The sequence below is a fragment of the Acinetobacter sp. RRD8 genome (genome assembly GCF_031844225.1).
GTDB lineage: Bacteria > Pseudomonadota > Gammaproteobacteria > Pseudomonadales > Moraxellaceae > Acinetobacter.
Genome location: NZ_JAUZUU010000004.1, coordinates 21376 through 39900, shown reverse-complemented (window position 1 = coordinate 39900; position 18525 = coordinate 21376). Strand labels below are relative to the sequence as shown.

The 18525-nt window shown below is 43.5% G+C and carries 20 protein-coding genes and 1 tRNA gene; 4 read left to right on the top strand and 17 right to left on the bottom strand.

The window, feature by feature from the left end:
* Window positions 1-10: 10 nt before the first annotated feature.
* Window positions 11-1357 (bottom strand): MATE family efflux transporter, encoded by a 1347-nt coding sequence (locus Q9R24_RS05785; RefSeq protein ID WP_311203955.1) that lies wholly within the window; start codon window positions 1355-1357, stop codon window positions 11-13.
* A 264-nt stretch (window positions 1358-1621) separates the two neighbouring features.
* Here Q9R24_RS05785 and Q9R24_RS05780 point away from each other — a divergent pair, with 264 nt between their 5' ends.
* Entirely contained in the window at window positions 1622-2059 is a 438-nt protein-coding gene (locus Q9R24_RS05780; protein ID WP_404976569.1) for a PaaI family thioesterase, read from the top strand.
* A gap of 35 nt (window positions 2060-2094) precedes the next feature.
* Here the strand turns inward: Q9R24_RS05780 and Q9R24_RS05775 are convergent, their stop codons facing one another.
* On the bottom strand, window positions 2095-2550 hold the full coding sequence (locus Q9R24_RS05775) for a hypothetical protein (protein ID WP_311203956.1): 456 nt from the start codon (window positions 2548-2550) through the stop codon (window positions 2095-2097).
* 236 nt (window positions 2551-2786) lie between these two features.
* On the opposite strand from Q9R24_RS05775, the gene Q9R24_RS05770 reads away from it, so the two are divergent.
* Window positions 2787-2862, top strand: a tRNA-Asn gene (locus Q9R24_RS05770).
* Between the two features lie 193 nt (window positions 2863-3055).
* Here Q9R24_RS05770 and Q9R24_RS05765 read toward each other — a convergent pair.
* From Q9R24_RS05765 to Q9R24_RS05715, 11 genes are all read right to left on the bottom strand, one after another.
* Window positions 3056-3709 (bottom strand): tRNA-(ms[2]io[6]A)-hydroxylase, encoded by a 654-nt coding sequence (locus Q9R24_RS05765; RefSeq protein ID WP_311203957.1) that lies wholly within the window; start codon window positions 3707-3709, stop codon window positions 3056-3058.
* Between the two features lie 13 nt (window positions 3710-3722).
* Window positions 3723-4448, bottom strand: coding sequence for a pyridoxine 5'-phosphate synthase (pdxJ, locus tag Q9R24_RS05760; protein ID WP_004645617.1), 726 nt, complete (start codon window positions 4446-4448; stop codon window positions 3723-3725).
* 13 nt (window positions 4449-4461) lie between these two features.
* Window positions 4462-5172 (bottom strand): DNA repair protein RecO C-terminal domain-containing protein, encoded by a 711-nt coding sequence (locus Q9R24_RS05755; RefSeq protein ID WP_311203958.1) that lies wholly within the window; start codon window positions 5170-5172, stop codon window positions 4462-4464.
* Between the two features lie 11 nt (window positions 5173-5183).
* Window positions 5184-5381, bottom strand: a complete 198-nt coding sequence (locus tag Q9R24_RS05750) for an NF038104 family lipoprotein (protein ID WP_004645619.1) — start codon at window positions 5379-5381, stop codon at window positions 5184-5186.
* Between the two features lie 37 nt (window positions 5382-5418).
* Entirely contained in the window at window positions 5419-6447 is a 1029-nt protein-coding gene (era, locus tag Q9R24_RS05745; RefSeq protein ID WP_004279061.1) for a GTPase Era, read from the bottom strand.
* Window positions 6447-7145 (bottom strand): ribonuclease III, encoded by a 699-nt coding sequence (rnc, locus tag Q9R24_RS05740; protein WP_004279062.1) that lies wholly within the window; start codon window positions 7143-7145, stop codon window positions 6447-6449. The genes era and rnc overlap by 1 nt, the downstream gene beginning before the upstream one ends.
* Window positions 7117-7488 carry a DUF4845 domain-containing protein gene (locus Q9R24_RS05735; RefSeq protein ID WP_004279063.1) on the bottom strand — a complete coding sequence of 124 codons (372 nt, stop codon included), beginning with the start codon at window positions 7486-7488 and terminating at the stop codon, window positions 7117-7119. The genes rnc and Q9R24_RS05735 overlap by 29 nt, the downstream gene beginning before the upstream one ends.
* Window positions 7489-7511: 23 nt before the next feature.
* A complete protein-coding gene (lepB, locus tag Q9R24_RS05730; protein WP_004279064.1) occupies window positions 7512-8339 on the bottom strand; it encodes a signal peptidase I in 828 nt (275 codons plus the stop codon).
* Between the two features lie 20 nt (window positions 8340-8359).
* Window positions 8360-10177, bottom strand: a complete 1818-nt coding sequence (lepA, locus tag Q9R24_RS05725; RefSeq protein ID WP_004731667.1) for a translation elongation factor 4 — start codon at window positions 10175-10177, stop codon at window positions 8360-8362.
* A gap of 250 nt (window positions 10178-10427) precedes the next feature.
* Complete coding sequence (locus tag Q9R24_RS05720) at window positions 10428-10880, bottom strand: thioesterase family protein (RefSeq protein WP_311203960.1); 453 nt, start codon at window positions 10878-10880, stop codon at window positions 10428-10430.
* Between the two features lie 120 nt (window positions 10881-11000).
* On the bottom strand, window positions 11001-12386 hold the full coding sequence (locus Q9R24_RS05715; RefSeq protein ID WP_311203961.1) for a Do family serine endopeptidase: 1386 nt from the start codon (window positions 12384-12386) through the stop codon (window positions 11001-11003).
* A gap of 229 nt (window positions 12387-12615) precedes the next feature.
* Here Q9R24_RS05715 and nadB point away from each other — a divergent pair, with 229 nt between their 5' ends.
* Window positions 12616-14250, top strand: coding sequence for an L-aspartate oxidase (gene nadB / locus Q9R24_RS05710; protein ID WP_311203962.1), 1635 nt, complete (start codon window positions 12616-12618; stop codon window positions 14248-14250).
* Window positions 14251-14358: 108 nt separating this feature from the next.
* Here the strand turns inward: nadB and Q9R24_RS05705 are convergent, their stop codons facing one another.
* From Q9R24_RS05705 to pabC, 4 genes are all read right to left on the bottom strand, one after another.
* Window positions 14359-14775, bottom strand: a complete 417-nt coding sequence (locus Q9R24_RS05705; RefSeq protein ID WP_311203963.1) for a PaaI family thioesterase — start codon at window positions 14773-14775, stop codon at window positions 14359-14361.
* Window positions 14776-14871: 96 nt separating this feature from the next.
* On the bottom strand, window positions 14872-15471 hold the full coding sequence (gene tmk / locus Q9R24_RS05700; protein ID WP_311203964.1) for a dTMP kinase: 600 nt from the start codon (window positions 15469-15471) through the stop codon (window positions 14872-14874).
* Window positions 15472-15473: 2 nt separating this feature from the next.
* Window positions 15474-16532 carry an endolytic transglycosylase MltG gene (mltG, locus tag Q9R24_RS05695; protein ID WP_311203965.1) on the bottom strand — a complete coding sequence of 353 codons (1059 nt, stop codon included), beginning with the start codon at window positions 16530-16532 and terminating at the stop codon, window positions 15474-15476.
* A 1-nt stretch (window position 16533) separates the two neighbouring features.
* Window positions 16534-17346: an aminodeoxychorismate lyase gene (gene pabC, locus Q9R24_RS05690; RefSeq protein ID WP_311203966.1), complete on the bottom strand. Its 813-nt coding sequence runs from the start codon at window positions 17344-17346 to the stop codon at window positions 16534-16536.
* Between the two features lie 160 nt (window positions 17347-17506).
* On the opposite strand from pabC, the gene Q9R24_RS05685 reads away from it, so the two are divergent.
* A complete protein-coding gene (locus tag Q9R24_RS05685) occupies window positions 17507-18514 on the top strand; it encodes a sulfate ABC transporter substrate-binding protein (protein ID WP_311203967.1) in 1008 nt (335 codons plus the stop codon).
* The last annotated feature ends 11 nt before the right edge of the window (window positions 18515-18525 follow it).

Genomic DNA, 18525 nt, shown 5'->3' with positions numbered 1-18525 from the left:
TCAACATGTATTAAACAGTGAGTCGTATTCGCTTATAGCTCAAGTATTTAATGAGCAAACAAACAAAACATAGACTTGCTGCAATCGTGTACGCAATACTCAACATCCACCAAAAACCATGAATCCCCAATGCATTGCTTTGCCAATTAAACAGTGTCATTGGATGATACGCCACATACCAACCACCACCTAAGCCCACGATCAGCACGGTACTGATAAAAATAAACATCGGTCTGACAATTTCTCGCCAGCAACGTAGCATTGCCAAACTAATCACCAGTAGCGCATCAAAGATATGCATCCAACACATTAAAAAGATCAATGCCAAGGCTAATGCAATCACCTGCGCATCATTGCTAAATAACCCTACAATCCAACTATCTAAACCCCAAATAGTCAACACGACAACGATAGCTATTAGCATCACAGCCATCAGTGCCCGCTTACTGAGTTGCCATGCAGCATCAATCTGCTCCGCACCGATTTGAGTCGACACCAAAATACCGAAGGCGGATGCCATCGACATCGGCAACATAAACATCAAGCCCAATAAACCAAGCATCACCTGATGTGCATTCACTACCATGTCACCCAAAGGCAAGATCAGCAAAGCAATCGCGCTGATGGCAAATACATCCACAAAAGTCACTACCGCATTGGGCAATCCAATTTTTAAAATTTTCAACAAAGTCTGCCAGTGAAAGAAAACACCAGACCACGGGATCTTTAACTTCTGCTCAAGGAAGAAAAAATAGTAAACAAACAACAGTATCCACTGCACAATCAAATGTGCCATGAATGCACCTTCAACCCCATAGCTTGTAACATAACCCTCAATGCCATAAATCAAGACATAAGCCAAAGCCACTTTGAGCAGTAAATAGATCATATTGGCGTAGAACACGCGCTTAGCCTGCCCACAGGCTTGGGTTAAAATATATAAAATACGCAACAATAAATGCGCTGGAATCGTCCAAGCCAACAGCCACAGACATGGCACAATCAATGCCTGTAAGGCCGCATCTGCCTTTAAAAAATAAAGTAAAGGCGTCGCATGATTAAACAAGTACATCGCAACAGCAGAAATCACCAGTACAATCAAAATACTTTGCTTCACAACACGCTGGATGTCCGCATAATCCTGACGTCCATTGGCTTCTGCCAGCTCTTGCATCATGCCCTGTAACACCCCAATACCCGTCACAAAGCACAAAGAATAAACAGACAAACAGACTGCCAATGCAGCCACATGCTGAGGTGAAAAATGTGATAGAAAAATCACGTCGAACAAACTACTGAGCATAATAATGGCATTACTGAGAAAAATAGGCACCCAAAGATGCAGAAACTGTTTCATTACCCTATCACTCGATTTTTAATTCTTTTATAAGATTCGTTTTTTGTCAGATTATTTAGATCTGAGATATTTCATTAGAAATGTATACCAGTATCGTGCCATAAATTATTCTATTTCTTATTTTTTATAAAAATGACTTTACTCAGGTGCAGGCAATGCACTTCTTACAAAATAATCCGCCATTCCTATACCAGATTGCTATTATCGATGTCACAATTTTGAATTAAACCTCAACCACTCAAGAATAATGACAGGAAAAGCATAATGAACCCAAAAGAAATGAGCGGTTTAGCATTATTGGAAGCGATGCGTGATGGAAAAATCCCGCCCCCGAGTATTAGTGAAACCATGTCGATGCAACCAGCAGTGATTGAAAGCGGACGTGTAGAATTTAAGGTCAAAGCTGATCATCGACATTTAAATCCGCTTGGCGGCGTCCATGGTGGTTTTGCTGCAACTGTTTTGGATACCGTGACAGGCTGCGCGATTCATACTTTACTTGAAGCAGGTGTCGGTTATGGCACCATTGATCTGAATGTAAAGATGTGCCGCCCCATCCCTCAAAATCAGCCACTGAAAGCCGTAGGAAAATCAATTAATCTCAGTAGAAATTTAGGTATTTCTGAAGGTCAGATTCTGGATGAAGAAGGTCGCCTGTATGCTCATGCCACTGCGACCTGTATGATTATTCGGACTGAATGAAATTGGTAGCCTGTACAACTCATCAGGTACTTCATTTAAATAATACTGCTTTTCACCTGCCCTGCTTCAACACATGACAAGCGTGGTCGAGTTAAGCCTTGAAACTCAAAATAATGCTTGGAAACATTGGCTAATTCCACATCTTGTGTTTGTGTTGTTGAGGCTTGCCACGCTTTAGACTGATTGGTGCCCATCAAAAGATTCCCAGAAATGGCATAGATATAAAGGTCTTTGCCTGGTTCTTTCAGATAGTCTGCATTCAGGAAAATTTCAAAGTTAAATTGACGTTCAGTTTCTACCAACCATTTTTCTGCAAACCATAATTGCAGCAAATCACCTAAATAAAGTGATTTTTGTGCCAAGGGCCATAGCGTGATATGAGCGTCTTTAACCGGGATATAATACTGTGCAGGATCGGCAATAATTTTCAGATAGTTTTCTTGATAATAAGCCAGTTGAGAGAAAATTTGAGGGATGTTGAGCGTATTCATTCGCTGTCTCCGGTTTAGCCATTTTTGTGCTGGCAAGTAGGTTTAAATCCACACTGTTTGACCATTTGGTCAAACGACTTTATGGTTTTAATCTAGCAAGTGAAATTTATTCTGACAAGTATTTTTCGTGAAATTTATGCAATTGCCTAAATTAAAAACAGACAGGCTGTATTTATAATAAATATGATAATTTTTGCTTGACCCCTGTCAAAATCTCTCTATAATCGCTTTCAGATTCTCCAATAGCTCAGTCGGTAGAGCGACGGACTGTTAATCCGCAGGTCCCTGGTTCGAGCCCAGGTTGGAGAGCCAAATTCAAGAAAGCCCACTCATAATGAAGTGGGCTTTTTTATTATCTTAAAATTTCACGGCTTATTATTTTCAACTATTTAAAATAATTATTTTCAATCCCTCATAAAACTCGATATATAAATACTCCTTTTTTCAAAATCTCGAGAGATAAAAAATCCCCCATGGATGGAGGATTTTTAAATTATCACCGAGATTAAGCCGCTTGAGCCGGAACACCACTATGGAAACGGAAAGTTTCATCAGGCGCGAGAATCAGCTGTTTTTCAACTTCACGAATATGCAGGATTCGCTCCTGAATATCCTCTTTCGGATTTTTCAGTTTCGCCGTGGTTGCCACATCCATCGCCAAAGCCAGATAGTCTTCAAAATGGCGAGATTCGGACTTGAGCAGGTAACGGTAGTAACGTGCCAGCTCATCATCAACACGCGAAGCAAGCGCGTAGAAACGCTCACAGGAACGCGCTTCTACAAAGGCACCAATCACCAGTACATCAATCAAGGCTTCAGGTTCAAAAGTCCGGATTTCCTTGCGTAAACCACCGGCATAACGCCCTGCACTCAAGTTTTGCCAAGTCTGACCACGCTTGTTCATCAATTCAAGTACTTGCTCATAATGCAGCATTTCTTCACGAACTAACTGTGCAAGCTTCACCTGTAGATCAACAAAATAGCTATAGCGAAACATCAGGTTCATGGCCGTGCTGGCTGCTTTTTTTTCACAGTTGGCATGATCCTGCATCAAGATTTCAAGATTTTCGACCGCCATATCCAGCCATGCTTGCGGTGTTTCACAACCAAGGAAAGCGATCACCGGCTGCATCAGTTCATCATAATTAATATTCGACATAATCACTCTGATCTTAACGCGCTGATTTAATCACGGCTTTCATTTGCTGAACCGCTTGTGCCAGACCAACAAATACCGCATCCGCAATTAAAGAATGACCGATATTGAGCTCATGAATCTGTGGAATCGCAGCAATCGGCGTCACGTTATCCAAATTTAAGCCATGGCCCGCATTTACCACCAAACCTTTAGATGCAGCATATTCAGCACCTTTCACAATGCGTTCCAGTTCCGCTTGTTGCGCTTCTGGAGTTTCTGCATCGGCATAGGCGCCTGTGTGAATCTCAATCGTCGGTGCACCACAAGCAACTGCTGCATCAATTTGTGCAAAATCGGCATCAATAAATAAAGATACATCACAACCAATGGCTTCCAGCTCTTGAGTCGCGGCTTTTACAGCATCAAAATTACCCACGACATCCAGACCACCTTCAGTGGTCACTTCCTGACGTTTTTCAGGAACAAAACAAACATGCTGTGGCTTGATTTCCTTGGCAAAGGCGATCATTTCATCTGTTACCGCCAACTCAAGGTTCATACGGGTTTTTAACGCAGGACGCATACGACGCACATCGTCATCCTGAATGTGACGACGGTCTTCACGCAAGTGCAAGGTAATGCCTTCTGCCCCTGCCTGTTCGCAGATCAATGCAGCATTGACTGGGTCTGGGTACGTCGTACCACGTGCTTGTCTTAATGTTGCGACATGGTCAATATTGACACCAAGTAATGCAGCCATAATCTTTTCCTAACTACGATTGAGATTGAGAATTTTGAATCCAGAGTTGTCGACTTTTTAATGGTCGATCACCAAGCAAGGCCGTGATCACCTGTCGATACAGTTTCGTCAGTAATTGTAACTGTTCCGGATTAAAATCCCCACCATTTTCATGCGTCAACATGCTTAAAATCTGTTGACCGGATAGGGTGGAGCGTAAGGCATTGGCCGATGGCATAAAGCCGGCATTGAGCTGAAAATAATAGTGCTGTTGTGGATCAATCTGCGCCTGATTGGCATCTACCGAAAAATCCAGACCATAACCGAGTTCTTCCAGCAAAACATGCTCAAACTGGCGCAAGATCTGTTTTAAATATAAATTCGGGTTGGATTGTGCGGATAATTGCTGCAATGCGGTTAAGGTCTCTGCATATTTAGCAAAGGTTTGCGGCATTTCCACTTCAAGTGGGCATAAGCGCAGCAAAATTTCATTCAGATAAAAACCTGAAAAAAAGGCATCGCCAAAAAAGAAAATCGGCTGATTAACAATTTCCAGTTTAGTAAAATTTTTGAGTTCGGATTTACCTGAAGCTTGCAAGCGAATGGGCTGGTATTGCGGTGGTGGCATTTGCCTGAGAATACCATCTACCCTGCCATATTCTTGGGTAAATAAATACACAATATGACTGCGTTCACGGTACTTACGCTGATGAATCAGATAACCATGCAGTACTTCGTTACGCATAAGCGGGCACTTTAATCCTTATCTTTTTTTGATTTTTTATCATCTTCTTCGTCATCCCCATCCGGGATCACTGCACCCACAACAGCCGCAGTGCCTTTGACTGCGACTTTTGTGGTTTTATAAGCCACTTTAACAGGAACCGTGACCACTTTATGAATACAGCCTTGCAGAAATAAAACACATGCAACCACTGCCAACACTTTCATCATCACGGAATTCCTTAAAAGGTCTTATCAAACTTATTGCTTAGATATCACTATAACCTAAGCTTTTTAATGCACGCTCATCATCAGACCAGCCACCTTTGACTTTCACCCAAAGGGTCAGCATGATTTTTTGCTCGAACATTTTTTCCATGTCGAGACGCGCATCCATACCGATTTTTTTCAGTTTGACACCTTTCTCGCCAATCACAATGGCTTTTTGGCTTGGACGATCGACAAAAATCGTGGCATCAATATAGGTACAGGCGGCTTTCATACGACCGGTTTTTTCATTCAAGACCGGCTCTTCAGTTTTAAAGGATTCGATCTGAACGGTCAAATCATATGGAAGCTCTTCACCCAGCTGACGCATGATCTTTTCACGGATAATTTCAGAGGCCAGGAAACGCTCTGAACGATCGGTCAGTTGATCCAGTGAATACAGGGGTGGCTGGAATGGAAGATACTTGGCGATCGTGTCACGTAAATGTTCAAGATTGGCACCACGAAGTGCAGATACCGGTACGATTTCTGCAAAGTTCATCAGCTTTTCGCGTTCACGAATCAGCGGCAAAGCTTCGTTCTTGTTTTCAAAGGTATCCAGCTTGTTAATCACCAGAATCACTGGCATCTCTGCATTTTTCAGCTTTTCTAGTACCAGGTCATCATTTGGCGTCCACTTTTGTGCATCCACCACGAATAAAACTAGGTTCACATCGCGCAAAGCCGAATGTGCCGCACGGTTCATCATTTTATTGATGGCACGGACTTCTTTTTTATGCATCCCCGGTGTATCAACAAATACAGCCTGAGATTTTTCACGTGAATCAATCCCCACAATTTTATGACGTGTGGTTTGCGGTTTACGTGAGGTAATCGAAAGTTTTTGACCCAAAATATGGTTCATTAAGGTAGATTTGCCCACATTCGGGCGACCTACAATAGCAACAAAACCACTACGATAATCTGATGGGATTTCGGTGCCTTGCGCACTAAAAAATTGACTAATAAGGTCGTGACTGTCGCTTTGCGACTCGTGATCAGCATCAATGTGATCGGAATGAGTAGTCATTAAGACTTATGCTCCAAAAGTTTCAAAATATCCGCCGCAACGGCTTGTTCAGCAAAACGTCGACTCGCACCTTCGCCTTGCATGGTCGGCAATCCCGCAATCTGGCATTCCACTTTAAAATGCTGATTGGGTGCATCACCTTGAATATCTACAACCTCGTAAACTGGGAGAGGTTTCTTACGTGCTTGTAAATACTCTTGTAAGCGAGATTTAGGATCTTTAAGCTGATCTGTCGGCTCAATATGATCTAAATATGGTTCGTACCATTTTAACACAATCGGTTCTAGCACGGTGAGATCACCGCAGTCGACATAGATTGCGCCAATAATCGCTTCTACCGTATCTGCCAGTATAGACTCACGATGATGACCACCAGATTTCAATTCACCGGTACTGAGAATTAAATTCTGACTCAGTTTTAAATCATTGGCGATTTTTCCTAATGCTTCCTGACGAACCAGGGTCGCACGCATACGCGTTAACCGGCCTTCATTTTCGCTTGGATAGGCATTAAAAAGATAATTCGCAATGATCATCCCTAAAAGAGAATCGCCCAGAAATTCCAGGCGCTCGTAGTTGTGTTTATGACTGACTGAACGATGAGTCAATGCCAGTTTCAGCAAATCAGCCTGTTTGAACTGATAGCCGATCCGTTTGGCAAGACGTTCATCATTTAGCTTTGACTGTGCTTTGATCAAACTCTTTCTCAAACTTCATCACTAAATCGATATTCATTATGAAATTTTTACGAATTTCATAATTCTTGTGCACCTGTAAACCATCGGTATTGGTAACTTTGGCAATTTCGTCAAACTTTAGATCACGAATATTATTCATTTCTAAACGCTGACTCATCTGTTGACGGAATTTTTCTGGCGTTATATTGGCTGGAGCACTTTTTAACAGCGCCTCAATCTCACCATCTACCATACGATCATCGAAGTATGGTCCCCACACCGCAATCGCCACTTTTGCAAGAAATGCAAAGCCCACGATTGCAATTAAAACCCCAATATAAGAAGCACCTTGTTGATGTCTCATTTTTATTTTCCTGATTGAAACAATTAATCGATTGTTCCGTTTCGACCAAACGATGGTAATTTAAAGCCAGGTTCTTTATGCATCCAGATATAGAAGGCACGACCTGTTAAGTTTTCTTCCGGAACAAGCCCCCAGAAACGACTGTCAGCACTCTGATCGCGATTATCCCCCATCGCAAAGTAATGACCTTCTGGCACTTTCACTTCCCAATATAAACCATTTTCACCTGAATATTTACCATTTTCCAAATAGTTAATAAAAGGTGCCTGACGAGCGACATTCACGCCTTCCAGCTCACGCATGGTAAAGGTATGCTCACCCAGGGTTTCTTTATGATAAATAGCATTCGGGGTATCTAAGCGGTCTTTTTCGCGGCTAAATTCTACTGGAACTTTCGCTACTTTTTCACCATTAATGCTCAACTGGCCATGATCATAAACAATATGATCGCCTGGCAAGCCGACAATACGCTTGATATAACTGATGGTCGGTTGTGGTGGATAACGGAATACCGCAACATCACCACGTTCCGGACTGCCAGTATCAATAATTTTGGTGTTCACCATAGGCAGTTTGATGCCATAGTCAAATTTATTCACCAGAATAAAATCACCAGTTTCTAGCGTCGGCACCATCGAATCGGACGGAATATTAAAAGGTTCGTATAAAAAAGAACGCAGTACCAGCACGATGGCCAGCACCGGCCAAAAGTCATAAGCCCAAGTGATAATGAAATTCTCATGGCCCTTGCCCCGGGTTTGTCTTTGTTTCAAAACAAACTTGTCTAGCAACCACACTGCGACAAAAAACAGGGTCGCAGGCACAAGAATCAAATTAAAATCAAAATCCATGGGCTTATATCCTTATTATTTTAGCGTTCGACTTTTAATACGGCTAAGAACGCTTCTTGCGGGATTTCTACGCTACCCACCTGTTTCATGCGTTTCTTACCTTCTTTCTGTTTAGACAGAAGTTTTTTCTTACGTGACACGTCACCACCATAACACTTCGCCAATACGTTTTTACGCATCGCTTTCACAGTCGAACGTGCAATGATTTGCGCACCAATTGCCGCCTGAATCGCGACATCAAACATTTGACGTGGAATCAGGTCTTTCATTTTTTCAACCAGTGCAATACCACGATGGCGTGCATCGTTACGGTGACAGATCATCGCCAAGGCATCGACTTTTTCACCATTGATCAAGACATCTACTTTGACTAAAGAGGAGCTTTCAAAACGGACAAAGTTATAGTCGAGTGATGCAAAACCACGTGAACAAGACTTCAATTTATCAAAGAAATCCATCACCACTTCGGCCATTGGAATTTCGAAAGTAATGGAAACCTGATTCGCCATAAACTTCATGTCTTTTTGTACACCACGGCGCTCAACACACAATGTCATGACATTACCTAGGTATTCTTGCGGCACAAGGATATGACATTCAGCAATCGGTTCACGTAAATCTTCAACCGTTGAACCATCAGGCATTTTGGATGGACTGTCGATATAAATGGTCTGGCCATTCTTCATCACCGCTTCATAAATTACGGTTGGTGCAGAAGAAATCAGGTCAAGATCGTACTCGCGTTCCAGACGTTCCTGTACGATTTCCATGTGCAGCATACCCAGGAAGCCACAACGGAAACCAAAACCGAGCGCATCTGAACTTTCAGGTTCAAAGAACAAGGCCGAGTCATTGATTTGTAGCTTATGCAAAGCTTCACGGAAAGGTTCAAAATCGCTGGCATCAATCGGGAATAGACCGGCATAAACCTGCGGTTTCACCTTTTTAAAGCCCGGTAATGTTGCAACTTCAGGCGTCGCTGCCAAGGTAATCGTATCACCGACCGGTGCACCGAAAATATCTTTAATACCAGCAATCACGAAGCCAACTTCGCCCGCTTCCAGCATACCGGTTTCAGTATGTTTCGGGTTAAAGATACCTACAGAGGTAATGATGTGCGTTTGACCGGTTGATTTAATCAACATTTTGTCGCCTTTACGCACTCGACCCTGCTTGACCCGAACCAGAGAAACTACACCAAGGTAGTTATCAAACCATGAATCCACAATCAGCGCTTGTAATGGCGCTTCGCGATCACCCTCAGGTGCAGGAATTACATTGACCAGTGTTTCAAGCACACCTTCAATACCTAAACCTGTTTTTGCAGAACAGGTCGGCGCTTCTGTGGCTTCAATCCCGATAATGTCTTCAATTTCCTGAATGACACGTTCAGGTTCAGCTTGCGGCAAGTCGATCTTGTTCAGTACCGGAAGTACTTCCAGACCTTGTTCAATTGCGGTATAGCAGTTAGCAACAGACTGTGCTTCTACGCCCTGCGCAGCATCTACAACCAGCAAGGCACCTTCACAGGCAGCAAGGGAGCGTGAGACTTCATACGAGAAGTCGACGTGTCCCGGTGTATCAATAAAGTTCAACTGATACTCTTGACCGTTGGGATGCGTATAATACAAGGTTACCGAAGTGGCTTTAATGGTAATCCCACGTTCGCGCTCAAGCTCCATTGAGTCAAGGACTTGAGCCTGCATTTCACGATCTTGCAAGCCGCCACAAGTTTGAATAAAGCGATCCGCTAGGGTCGATTTACCGTGGTCAATGTGCGCAATAATCGAGAAGTTACGAATGTTTTTAATATCAACAGATTTTTTAGCTTGCGCCATGGGTTACCTTGAGAAAAAACACGCTATGTAATTTAAAAATATTACATAACAAAAGCCGAATAGAAATTGCGAAGGATTATAGCAGAATGGTGATCTAGAAAAAGAATTATATTTTTTCCTTTATTCCCTAGGTCGCGTACACCTCAGTCAGATGAAATCTGGATCACCATGATTAGAAAATAGCTCCCCGACTCCACTTCTTCCTCAATATTATCCAGATGTACTGATCAAACTGGAAAATGTTGTCTCATTAATCCAGATGTAAAGTTGAAAAGTCAAAAGGATTTACATGTTCTGAAAGTGGCTGATAAGCCTGGGTAAATGTCGGTGACATGCGTTTCGGACGCCCTGTGGCCATTTCAATACAGGCCCATTGAGTACTGCCAGTAAACAATAGGGTCTGATCCTGGGGCCGATAAAATGCGTATTGTCTAAAGGAATACAAAGCATTAATGTCATTCAGCCAGGTGCGTAGAATAATCTCGTCACCTTCAAAAGCCGCCTTACGGTATTGCACCTGATGCTCAACCGCGACCATAGCATGTTTCAGTTCCACATATTGCTTTAATCCCAAGCCCAGTTTTGCAATATGAGCTGATGCGACATCCTGCATCCATTGCACATAGATCACATTGTTCACATGGCCCAATCCATCAATATGTTTGGCTTGAACCTTTAAAGCAAGATCAAAAATACCGCTCACTGTGCTGTTATCCTTCCCATGATTTTAAGGTTATAGAGTCTACCGAATTTATCGCTGGGGTAAATTGCAAAAAATAAAAAACCGCTTCTAGAAGCGGTCTTTCACGAAAATCCAGCAATCTTATGAGATACGCATTCCGACCACAGCAAGTTGACCCTGACGAATCAAGGTCACGCGCGCGATGCTACCCTTTTTCAGTTCAGACACCTCTTGCACAAACTGATTTGAATTCAGTACTGTCTGGTTATTAATTTGGGTGATCACGTCATTCGGCATGATTCGTGCCTGTGCAGCAATACCACCTGGACGTACATCCTGAATCACCACACCGCCTTTAATTTCTAACCGCGCCAGCTCTGCTGGACTTAAGTCACGAATTGAAACCCCGATCACTGGTCCTTTACTTGGTTGAGCCTGTGTGCCTGCTTTTGCCGGGGTATCATCTGGTGCCGCACTTAAAGTCGCTGCAATACTACGACGTTTATCATCACGCAAGATTTCAAGTTGTACCTGTTGCTGAGGTGCAGTACGGTTCAGATAGTTCAACAATTCACTGGTACGTGAGATGGGTGTACCGTTGTATTTTAAGATGACATCACTAGCACGCAGACCTGCACGCGCTGCCGGTGAGTTTGGCGCAACCTGAGTCACCAGGGAACCTTCAGGCTTAGGCAGATTATAAGATTCAGCCAGGTTACGGTCGATATCCTGCAAACTCACCCCCAGATATGAACGCGTCACTTTGCCGTTCTTCTTCAATTGATCCGCAACTTCCATCGCGACATCAATCGGAATCGAGAAAGACAAGCCCATATAACCACCGGTCCCACTAAAGATCCGGGAATTGACACCGACCACTTCACCACGCTGGTTAAACAGCGGACCACCTGAGTTACCCGGGTTTAAGGCCACATCGGTCTGGATAAAAGGAACTGCTGTTTCACCCATCATGTTACGCATTTTGGCACTGACAATGCCTGCAGAAGCCGAATAGTCAAAACCAAATGGCGAACCAATTGCGAGTACAGGCTCACCAACACGTAAGCGTCCTACATCACCCGTCCGTAATTCTGGGAAATTCGAGCCATTAACTTTAAGCAAAGCTACGTCAGTTCGTGCATCACTCCCTACAACAGTGGCATCAATTTCACGACGGTCATTCAGGGTAATGGTGACTTTGGAAGCATCCTCAACCACATGATGATTGGTCAGCAGATAACCATCCTTGCTGATAAAGAATGCACTGCCATAACCGGTCTTTTCCTGTGGCATACGCTGCTGCGGAATAATCACCTGATTACCAAAAAAGCGGCGCAGAATTTCCGGCACTTGTTGTTGTAAGAGCTCTTCTTCGCTCATTTTTTTAACGACATTGACACTGACCACTGCAGGACTGACCTGCTCGACCAGATTTGAAAAATCAACCGGCGTGACCGCCTGCAACTGTGCAGCACTCATGGTCAGAGTCGCTGCAAATAATCCTTTTTTTAAGTCTAGAATTTTCATATAAATTATTCACTCAAATTGTTGATAAATTTATGTAAATAGGTTTTATCACAAACACTGTAAAGTTTAAGTAATAATATGTTTCAAAACGTCGCTCTGGACAATATCTCATTATCAAAACCCTAAGTTAAGACTTTGATTAATTTTTTTCATCAATAAATGAGCACTTCAACGCTTGCCTTTTGTACAAAAAAGCGCTGTTATTACCAAACTTTTTTAAAATTAGCTGATGGACATGTCTAATTTATCCCTTACCCATCAATTTGACGTCATTATTGTGGGCAGTGGCGGTGCCGGTTTAAGTTTAGCCTTATCGCTCCCAGATCATTTTAATATTGCAGTCTTGGCGAAATCTACCCTGACAGATGCCAGCACTTTTTATGCTCAAGGTGGCGTGGCCGCAGTACTGGATGAAATGGATTCGATTGAACAACATATTGATGACACTATGATTGCAGGTGCGCAACTGTGTGAAATGGATGCGGTTAAACAGACGGTAGAAGGTGGCAAACCCTCGGTTGATTTCCTGCTGAAACATGGCGTTCAATTTACCCTCGATGAACAGGAACAATTACATCTCACCCGTGAAGGTGGCCATTCACAGCGCCGAATTATTCATGCGGCCGATGCCACGGGTCGTGCCATTTCCACCACCTTGGTACAACGTGCCCAAGAAAAACAGAATATTAAAATCTTTGAAAATTATATTGCGATTGACCTGATTTGTTCACAAAAGCTCGGTTTAGACGGCGATAATCGTGCGCTGGGTTTATATGTGCTGGATGAAACAACTGAAAAAGTGCATACCTTTTTAGCGCCATTTACCGCCCTTGCCTGTGGCGGTGCTATGAAAGCTTATCTTTACACCTCAAATCCGGATATTGCCACCGGTGATGGTATTGCCATGGCCTATCGTGCCGGCTGCCGGGTCGCCAATATGGAATTTAACCAGTTTCATCCGACCTGCCTGTATCATCCGCAAGCACGTTCTTTCCTGATCACTGAAGCAATGCGTGGTGAAGGCGCTTATCTGCGTCTGCCCGATGGTGAACGCTTTATGCTGCGTTTTGATGAACGAGCCGAACTCGCACCGCGTGATATTGTGGCACGTGCTATCGACTATGAAATCAAGCGTCTCGGTATACGTCATGTCTGGCTGGACATTACCCATAAAGATGAAAGCTTTGTCAAAGAGCATTTCCCTACCCTGTATGCCCGTCTGCTTGAACTAGGGATCGATATTACCAAAGACATGATTCCAGTTGTTCCGGCAGCCCATTATACTTGCGGTGGTGTTGTGGTCGATGAACATAGCCAGACAGATATTGCCGGACTCTATGCGATTGGGGAAACCTCTTATACTGGCCTGCATGGTGCTAACCGTATGGCCAGTAACTCACTTTTAGAATGTTTTGTCTATGGAATGAGTGCAGCCAAGCACATTCAGGAAAATTTCAAGGCCGATCAGCCAGCTCCTGCAGTTCCAGCTTGGGATGATTCTCAGGTGACCAACCCGGATGAGGATGTCGTGATTCTGCAAAACTGGGATGAGCTACGTCAGACCATGTGGAACTATGTTGGCATTGTCCGCACGACCAAACGCCTGGAACGTGCGCTACATCGTATTGAAATGCTGAAAAAAGAAATTACCGAGTACTATCAGGATTACCAGGTCAGCAAAAATCTGATCGAGCTGCGCAATCTGGTGCTGGTGTCCGAGATGATCGTGCGCTGCGCCATGCACCGTAAAGAATCTCGCGGTTTGCATTTCACCCTGGATTATCCCGAGCTGCTACCAGAATTACGCAAAACAGTCCTCGTCCCACCAAATTTTGAAGTGGAAACGCCTTTGGTGAATTGTTAAAAGTAGATGGAGATAACATCCTTGGATGATATCTCCTTTTCTTTTTAGATTTTTATTTGCTCAAAGTCAGCTTAGGCTATTTATAGCCAGTCTTCTAATTTCAAATATTTAACGTTGTGGTGGAATTGAATATGTTCCGGTCACATGCGCCACAGGTTCTTCATGATCTATCGAATAAATCCAGACTTCTCCCACGATCAGTGCCTTGCCGACCTTGATCAGCTTACATTCTCCCCGTATATCCGTTCCACCAGAAGGTTTACGTAAAAAATTGATATTCAAGTTAGTGGTCACGGCCAAACCGACCAATCCAATTTCACCCAGAATGGCGACATAAAGAGCAAAATCCGCCAAGGTCATCATGGTTGGACCAGAAACGGTGCCACCTGGACGCAATTCCTCTGAGCTCACCTGATACAGCAAAGTAGCTCCACGCGGAGAAACTTCCTCAATCCTGCACTTCTCCAGGCTTTGTGGAAACTCTTGTTGTAAAAATTGTTCTATCTCTGTTTTGGTCGTTTTCATCTTATTAAAAAAATCTTCTATATCAGTCTTAATATAGAAGATTCTTCACAGATAAACCTAGAGAAAAATTAAATAAAAAGTATTTTAATTCCAAGCTTATTTTAAATAACTTAAGGCCTGCTCAAATACCTGCTCAGGCGTTTGAGTTGCATCCAGACGTTTGATCCGTTCAGGATGACGTTGCCATAAAGTTTCATATCCCGCTCTCACTTTCTCAAAGAAAGTGACTTTTTCCTGTTCAAAGCGATCCAGTGCACCGCGTTCACGTGCTCGGTTCATCCCCAGTTCAATAGGCGCTTCTAACCAGAACGTGATATCCGGCATGCGTGCGACAAAGTGGTCATTGAGTAATTGCAACTTGGTTTCACTCACCCCCCGACCTGCACATTGATAGGCAAAGCTGGCATCGCTAAAACGGTCACATAAGACAATTTTCCCAGCTTCTAATGCGGGCAGAATCACTTGTGCCAGATGCTGGGCACGCGCCGCATACATCAATAACAGCTCGGTATCATGCGCCATGGCTTCTTCATGGTTCACAGCCAGCAACAGCGAGCGAATCTGCTCAGCCATCGGGGTTCCACCGGGTTCACGAGTCAAAATAACATCTTTGCCCTGGGCGATAAAATCTTCATAGGTCGAACGAATGAGCGTGGTTTTACCTACACCTTCTGTGCCTTCAAAGCTAATAAACATACTCATTCCTTATTTTTCGAGCGTAAAATCGTCAGATATTCCTGTACGGCTTTATTGTGGTCATTCAGATTGCTCGTGAACTTATGTCCACCATTACCGGTAGCGACAAAATACAGGTTGTCAGAATTATCCGGATGCATGGCTGCTTCAATGGCTTTCTTGCTTGGCAACGCAATTGGCGTTGGCGGCAAACCTGAAATAGTATAGGTGTTATACGGCGTCGGTGTGCGTAAATCTTTACGGGTAATATTGCCATTATAATTATCGCCCATTCCGTAAATCACTGTTGGATCGGTCTGTAAACGCATGCCAATTTTTAAACGGCGTACAAATACCCCAGAAACCTGTTCCAATTCACGATCTACACTGGTCTCTTTTTCAATAATCGATGCCATAATCAGCGCGTCATATTTATTCTGATATGGCAGATCAGTTGCACGTTTCGCCCACGCCTCATCCAGTGCTTTCATCTGTCGCTGATAAAGATTGGTCAGAATTTTACGGTCAGTTTCACCTTTGGCAAAGAAATAAGTATCCGGTGCAAACAGCCCTTCAGGATGTGAAAACGGAATATTCAGTTCTTTGAGTAATTGCTCAGTAGGCAGATGCAGCACTTCTTTGGTGACCAGATCATTTTTCTTCAGGTCATCGATCAGTTGTTTAAAGGTCGTGCCTTCAATTACTAGAATACGGCTCATCTGGGCATTGTCTGTATCGGAAATCATCTCCAAGACCTGACGGATACACATGCCCTGACGCACTTCATACACGCCCGCTTTCATGGTGTCATGAATCATGATGCGCTGATACAGCTTGAGAATGATCGGGAAACTCACCTGATCTTCTGTGGCCAGACGATCAATAAAACCGGAATAGGTTTGACCAGATTCGATCGCGAGCAGCTGTTTTTTTCCTTCTACAGGATAATCCTTCCACAAACTGCTTTTCAGGATTAACGCCAAGATCAAAGCAATACCAATCAGGACTAAGGCAATTCCTTTGAAAGATGAGGAGAATCTCGCTTTATTTTTCTTTTTGGCTTTAGGTTTGGAAGCTGACATATTAAGACATCTGGTTTAATCGAAGACGGTTAAAAAGTTCAATACAAGCATTGCCATCCAAGGCGCGCTGCTCAAATTGTGTGACAATTTTCATCGGGCTGAGTGCATTGCAGAAAAACAGACTCCGAATATGGGAAATTTCATCCATACCGATATATCGTTGCTCATAGACAATACCCTGATCTTGCATACGTTGTAGAATTTCTGCACGCATGACACCGAAGACGCCATTATAACGGAGTTCTGGCGTAATCCATGTATTCTTTATAAGAATGAAACAATTACTGCTCACCCCTTCGACAATGCCACCTTGTACATCTGTCACTATTGCCTCAGGCCAGCCGCGTTGATCTGCTTCCTGTTTCAGTAAAACCTGCTCCAGGCGGTTCAGGGTTTTCAGTCCAACCAGACTGGGCATAGTCAATCCCACTGCCTGCTGCAATACGCCACTTTGAATCTGTTCAAACTTAAAATCCTGTATGTCTTGAGGATAATAAAACAGCCAGAGATCTGCGGGATGATCCGGCAAACTATAACCGCGCTGACCAATTCCACGACTCAGCACAATCTTTAATGTTCCATTCAGCTCACGTTCTGACTGCCGTAAAAGCTGTAAACTTTCTGCAATCAAATCCAGATTGACATTCAGGCTTAATTTTTGATTGCTGATTTGCAAACGTGCCAGATGACGCTCATATAATTCAATCCGATTATGCCGAATCCGGGCCGTAGTAAAACAGCCATCACCATAATGAAAGCCACGATCCAGCACATCTATATGGCTGACCTGTTGAGCATTTTTTAAATACAGCATATTTTGCAGCCTCTAAAATGAAAAATCGAGCAGTCAGAATCAGGCTTCACCTATATGTCTTTTTTACTCACATCCAATTCTTTTTTAATTATTTTTTATGCAAAAAATCTCAAGCTATTCTTGCCCCATCTAACAAAAGCTAAAAAACTTGAGGCAAAAAATGAACACGCGTAAATTAAAAATCGGGGTACTGGCTGCATTAATTTCAGCAAGCGCATTGAGCGTTTCAGCAAAAGATTTCCTGAACGTGTCTTATGATCCGACTCGTGAATTGTACGACAACTTTAATAAAGAATTCAGTGCTTACTGGAAAAAAACCACTGGCCAGGAAGTCAATTATAAACAGTCGCATGGCGGTTCAGGCAAACAGGCTCGTGCCGTGATTGATGGTCTGGATGCGGATGTCGTGACACTGGCACTGGCGGCAGATATTGACGAAATTGCAGAGCGCGGTTTGCTGCCGAAAGACTGGCAGAAGAAATTCCCGCAAAACTCGACACCTTATACCTCGACGATTGTCTTTCTGGTACGTAAAGGCAATCCTAAAGGAATCAAGGATTGGGGCGATCTGGTTAAACCGGGCGTAGACATTATTACTCCGAACCCAAAAACCTCAGGCGGTGCGCGCTGGAATTATTTAGCGGCCTGGGCTTGGGCCAAACACCAGAAAGGTGGCAATGATGCCAAAGCACAAGACTTTGTCCGTCAAATCTATAAACAAACCAAAGTACTGGATTCGGGTGCACGTGGTGCTACTACGACTTTTGCTGAGCGCGGCATCGGTGACGTCTTGCTCGCTTGGGAAAATGAAGCGCATTTGGCCGTCCGCGAACAGCCCGGCAAATTTGAAATCATTACCCCTTCTTTGTCTATTCTGGCTGAACCACCGGTGGCGATTGTAGAAAAGAATGCGAAGAAAGATGGCAATGAACATCTGGCCAAAGCCTATTTGAATTATCTGTATTCACCTGCTGGGCAAACTGTGGCTGCGAAAAACTTTTACCGTCCACGTAATGCGAATGTCTTGAAGCAGTACAACAGTGTGTTCAAATCATTAAAACTGGTGACCATCGATAAAGAGTTCGGTGGCTGGACTAAGGTTCAGAAACAGCATTTTGATAACGGCGGTATCTTTGACCAGATTGTCAAAGCCAACCATGCAAAATAATGCTTTAAATG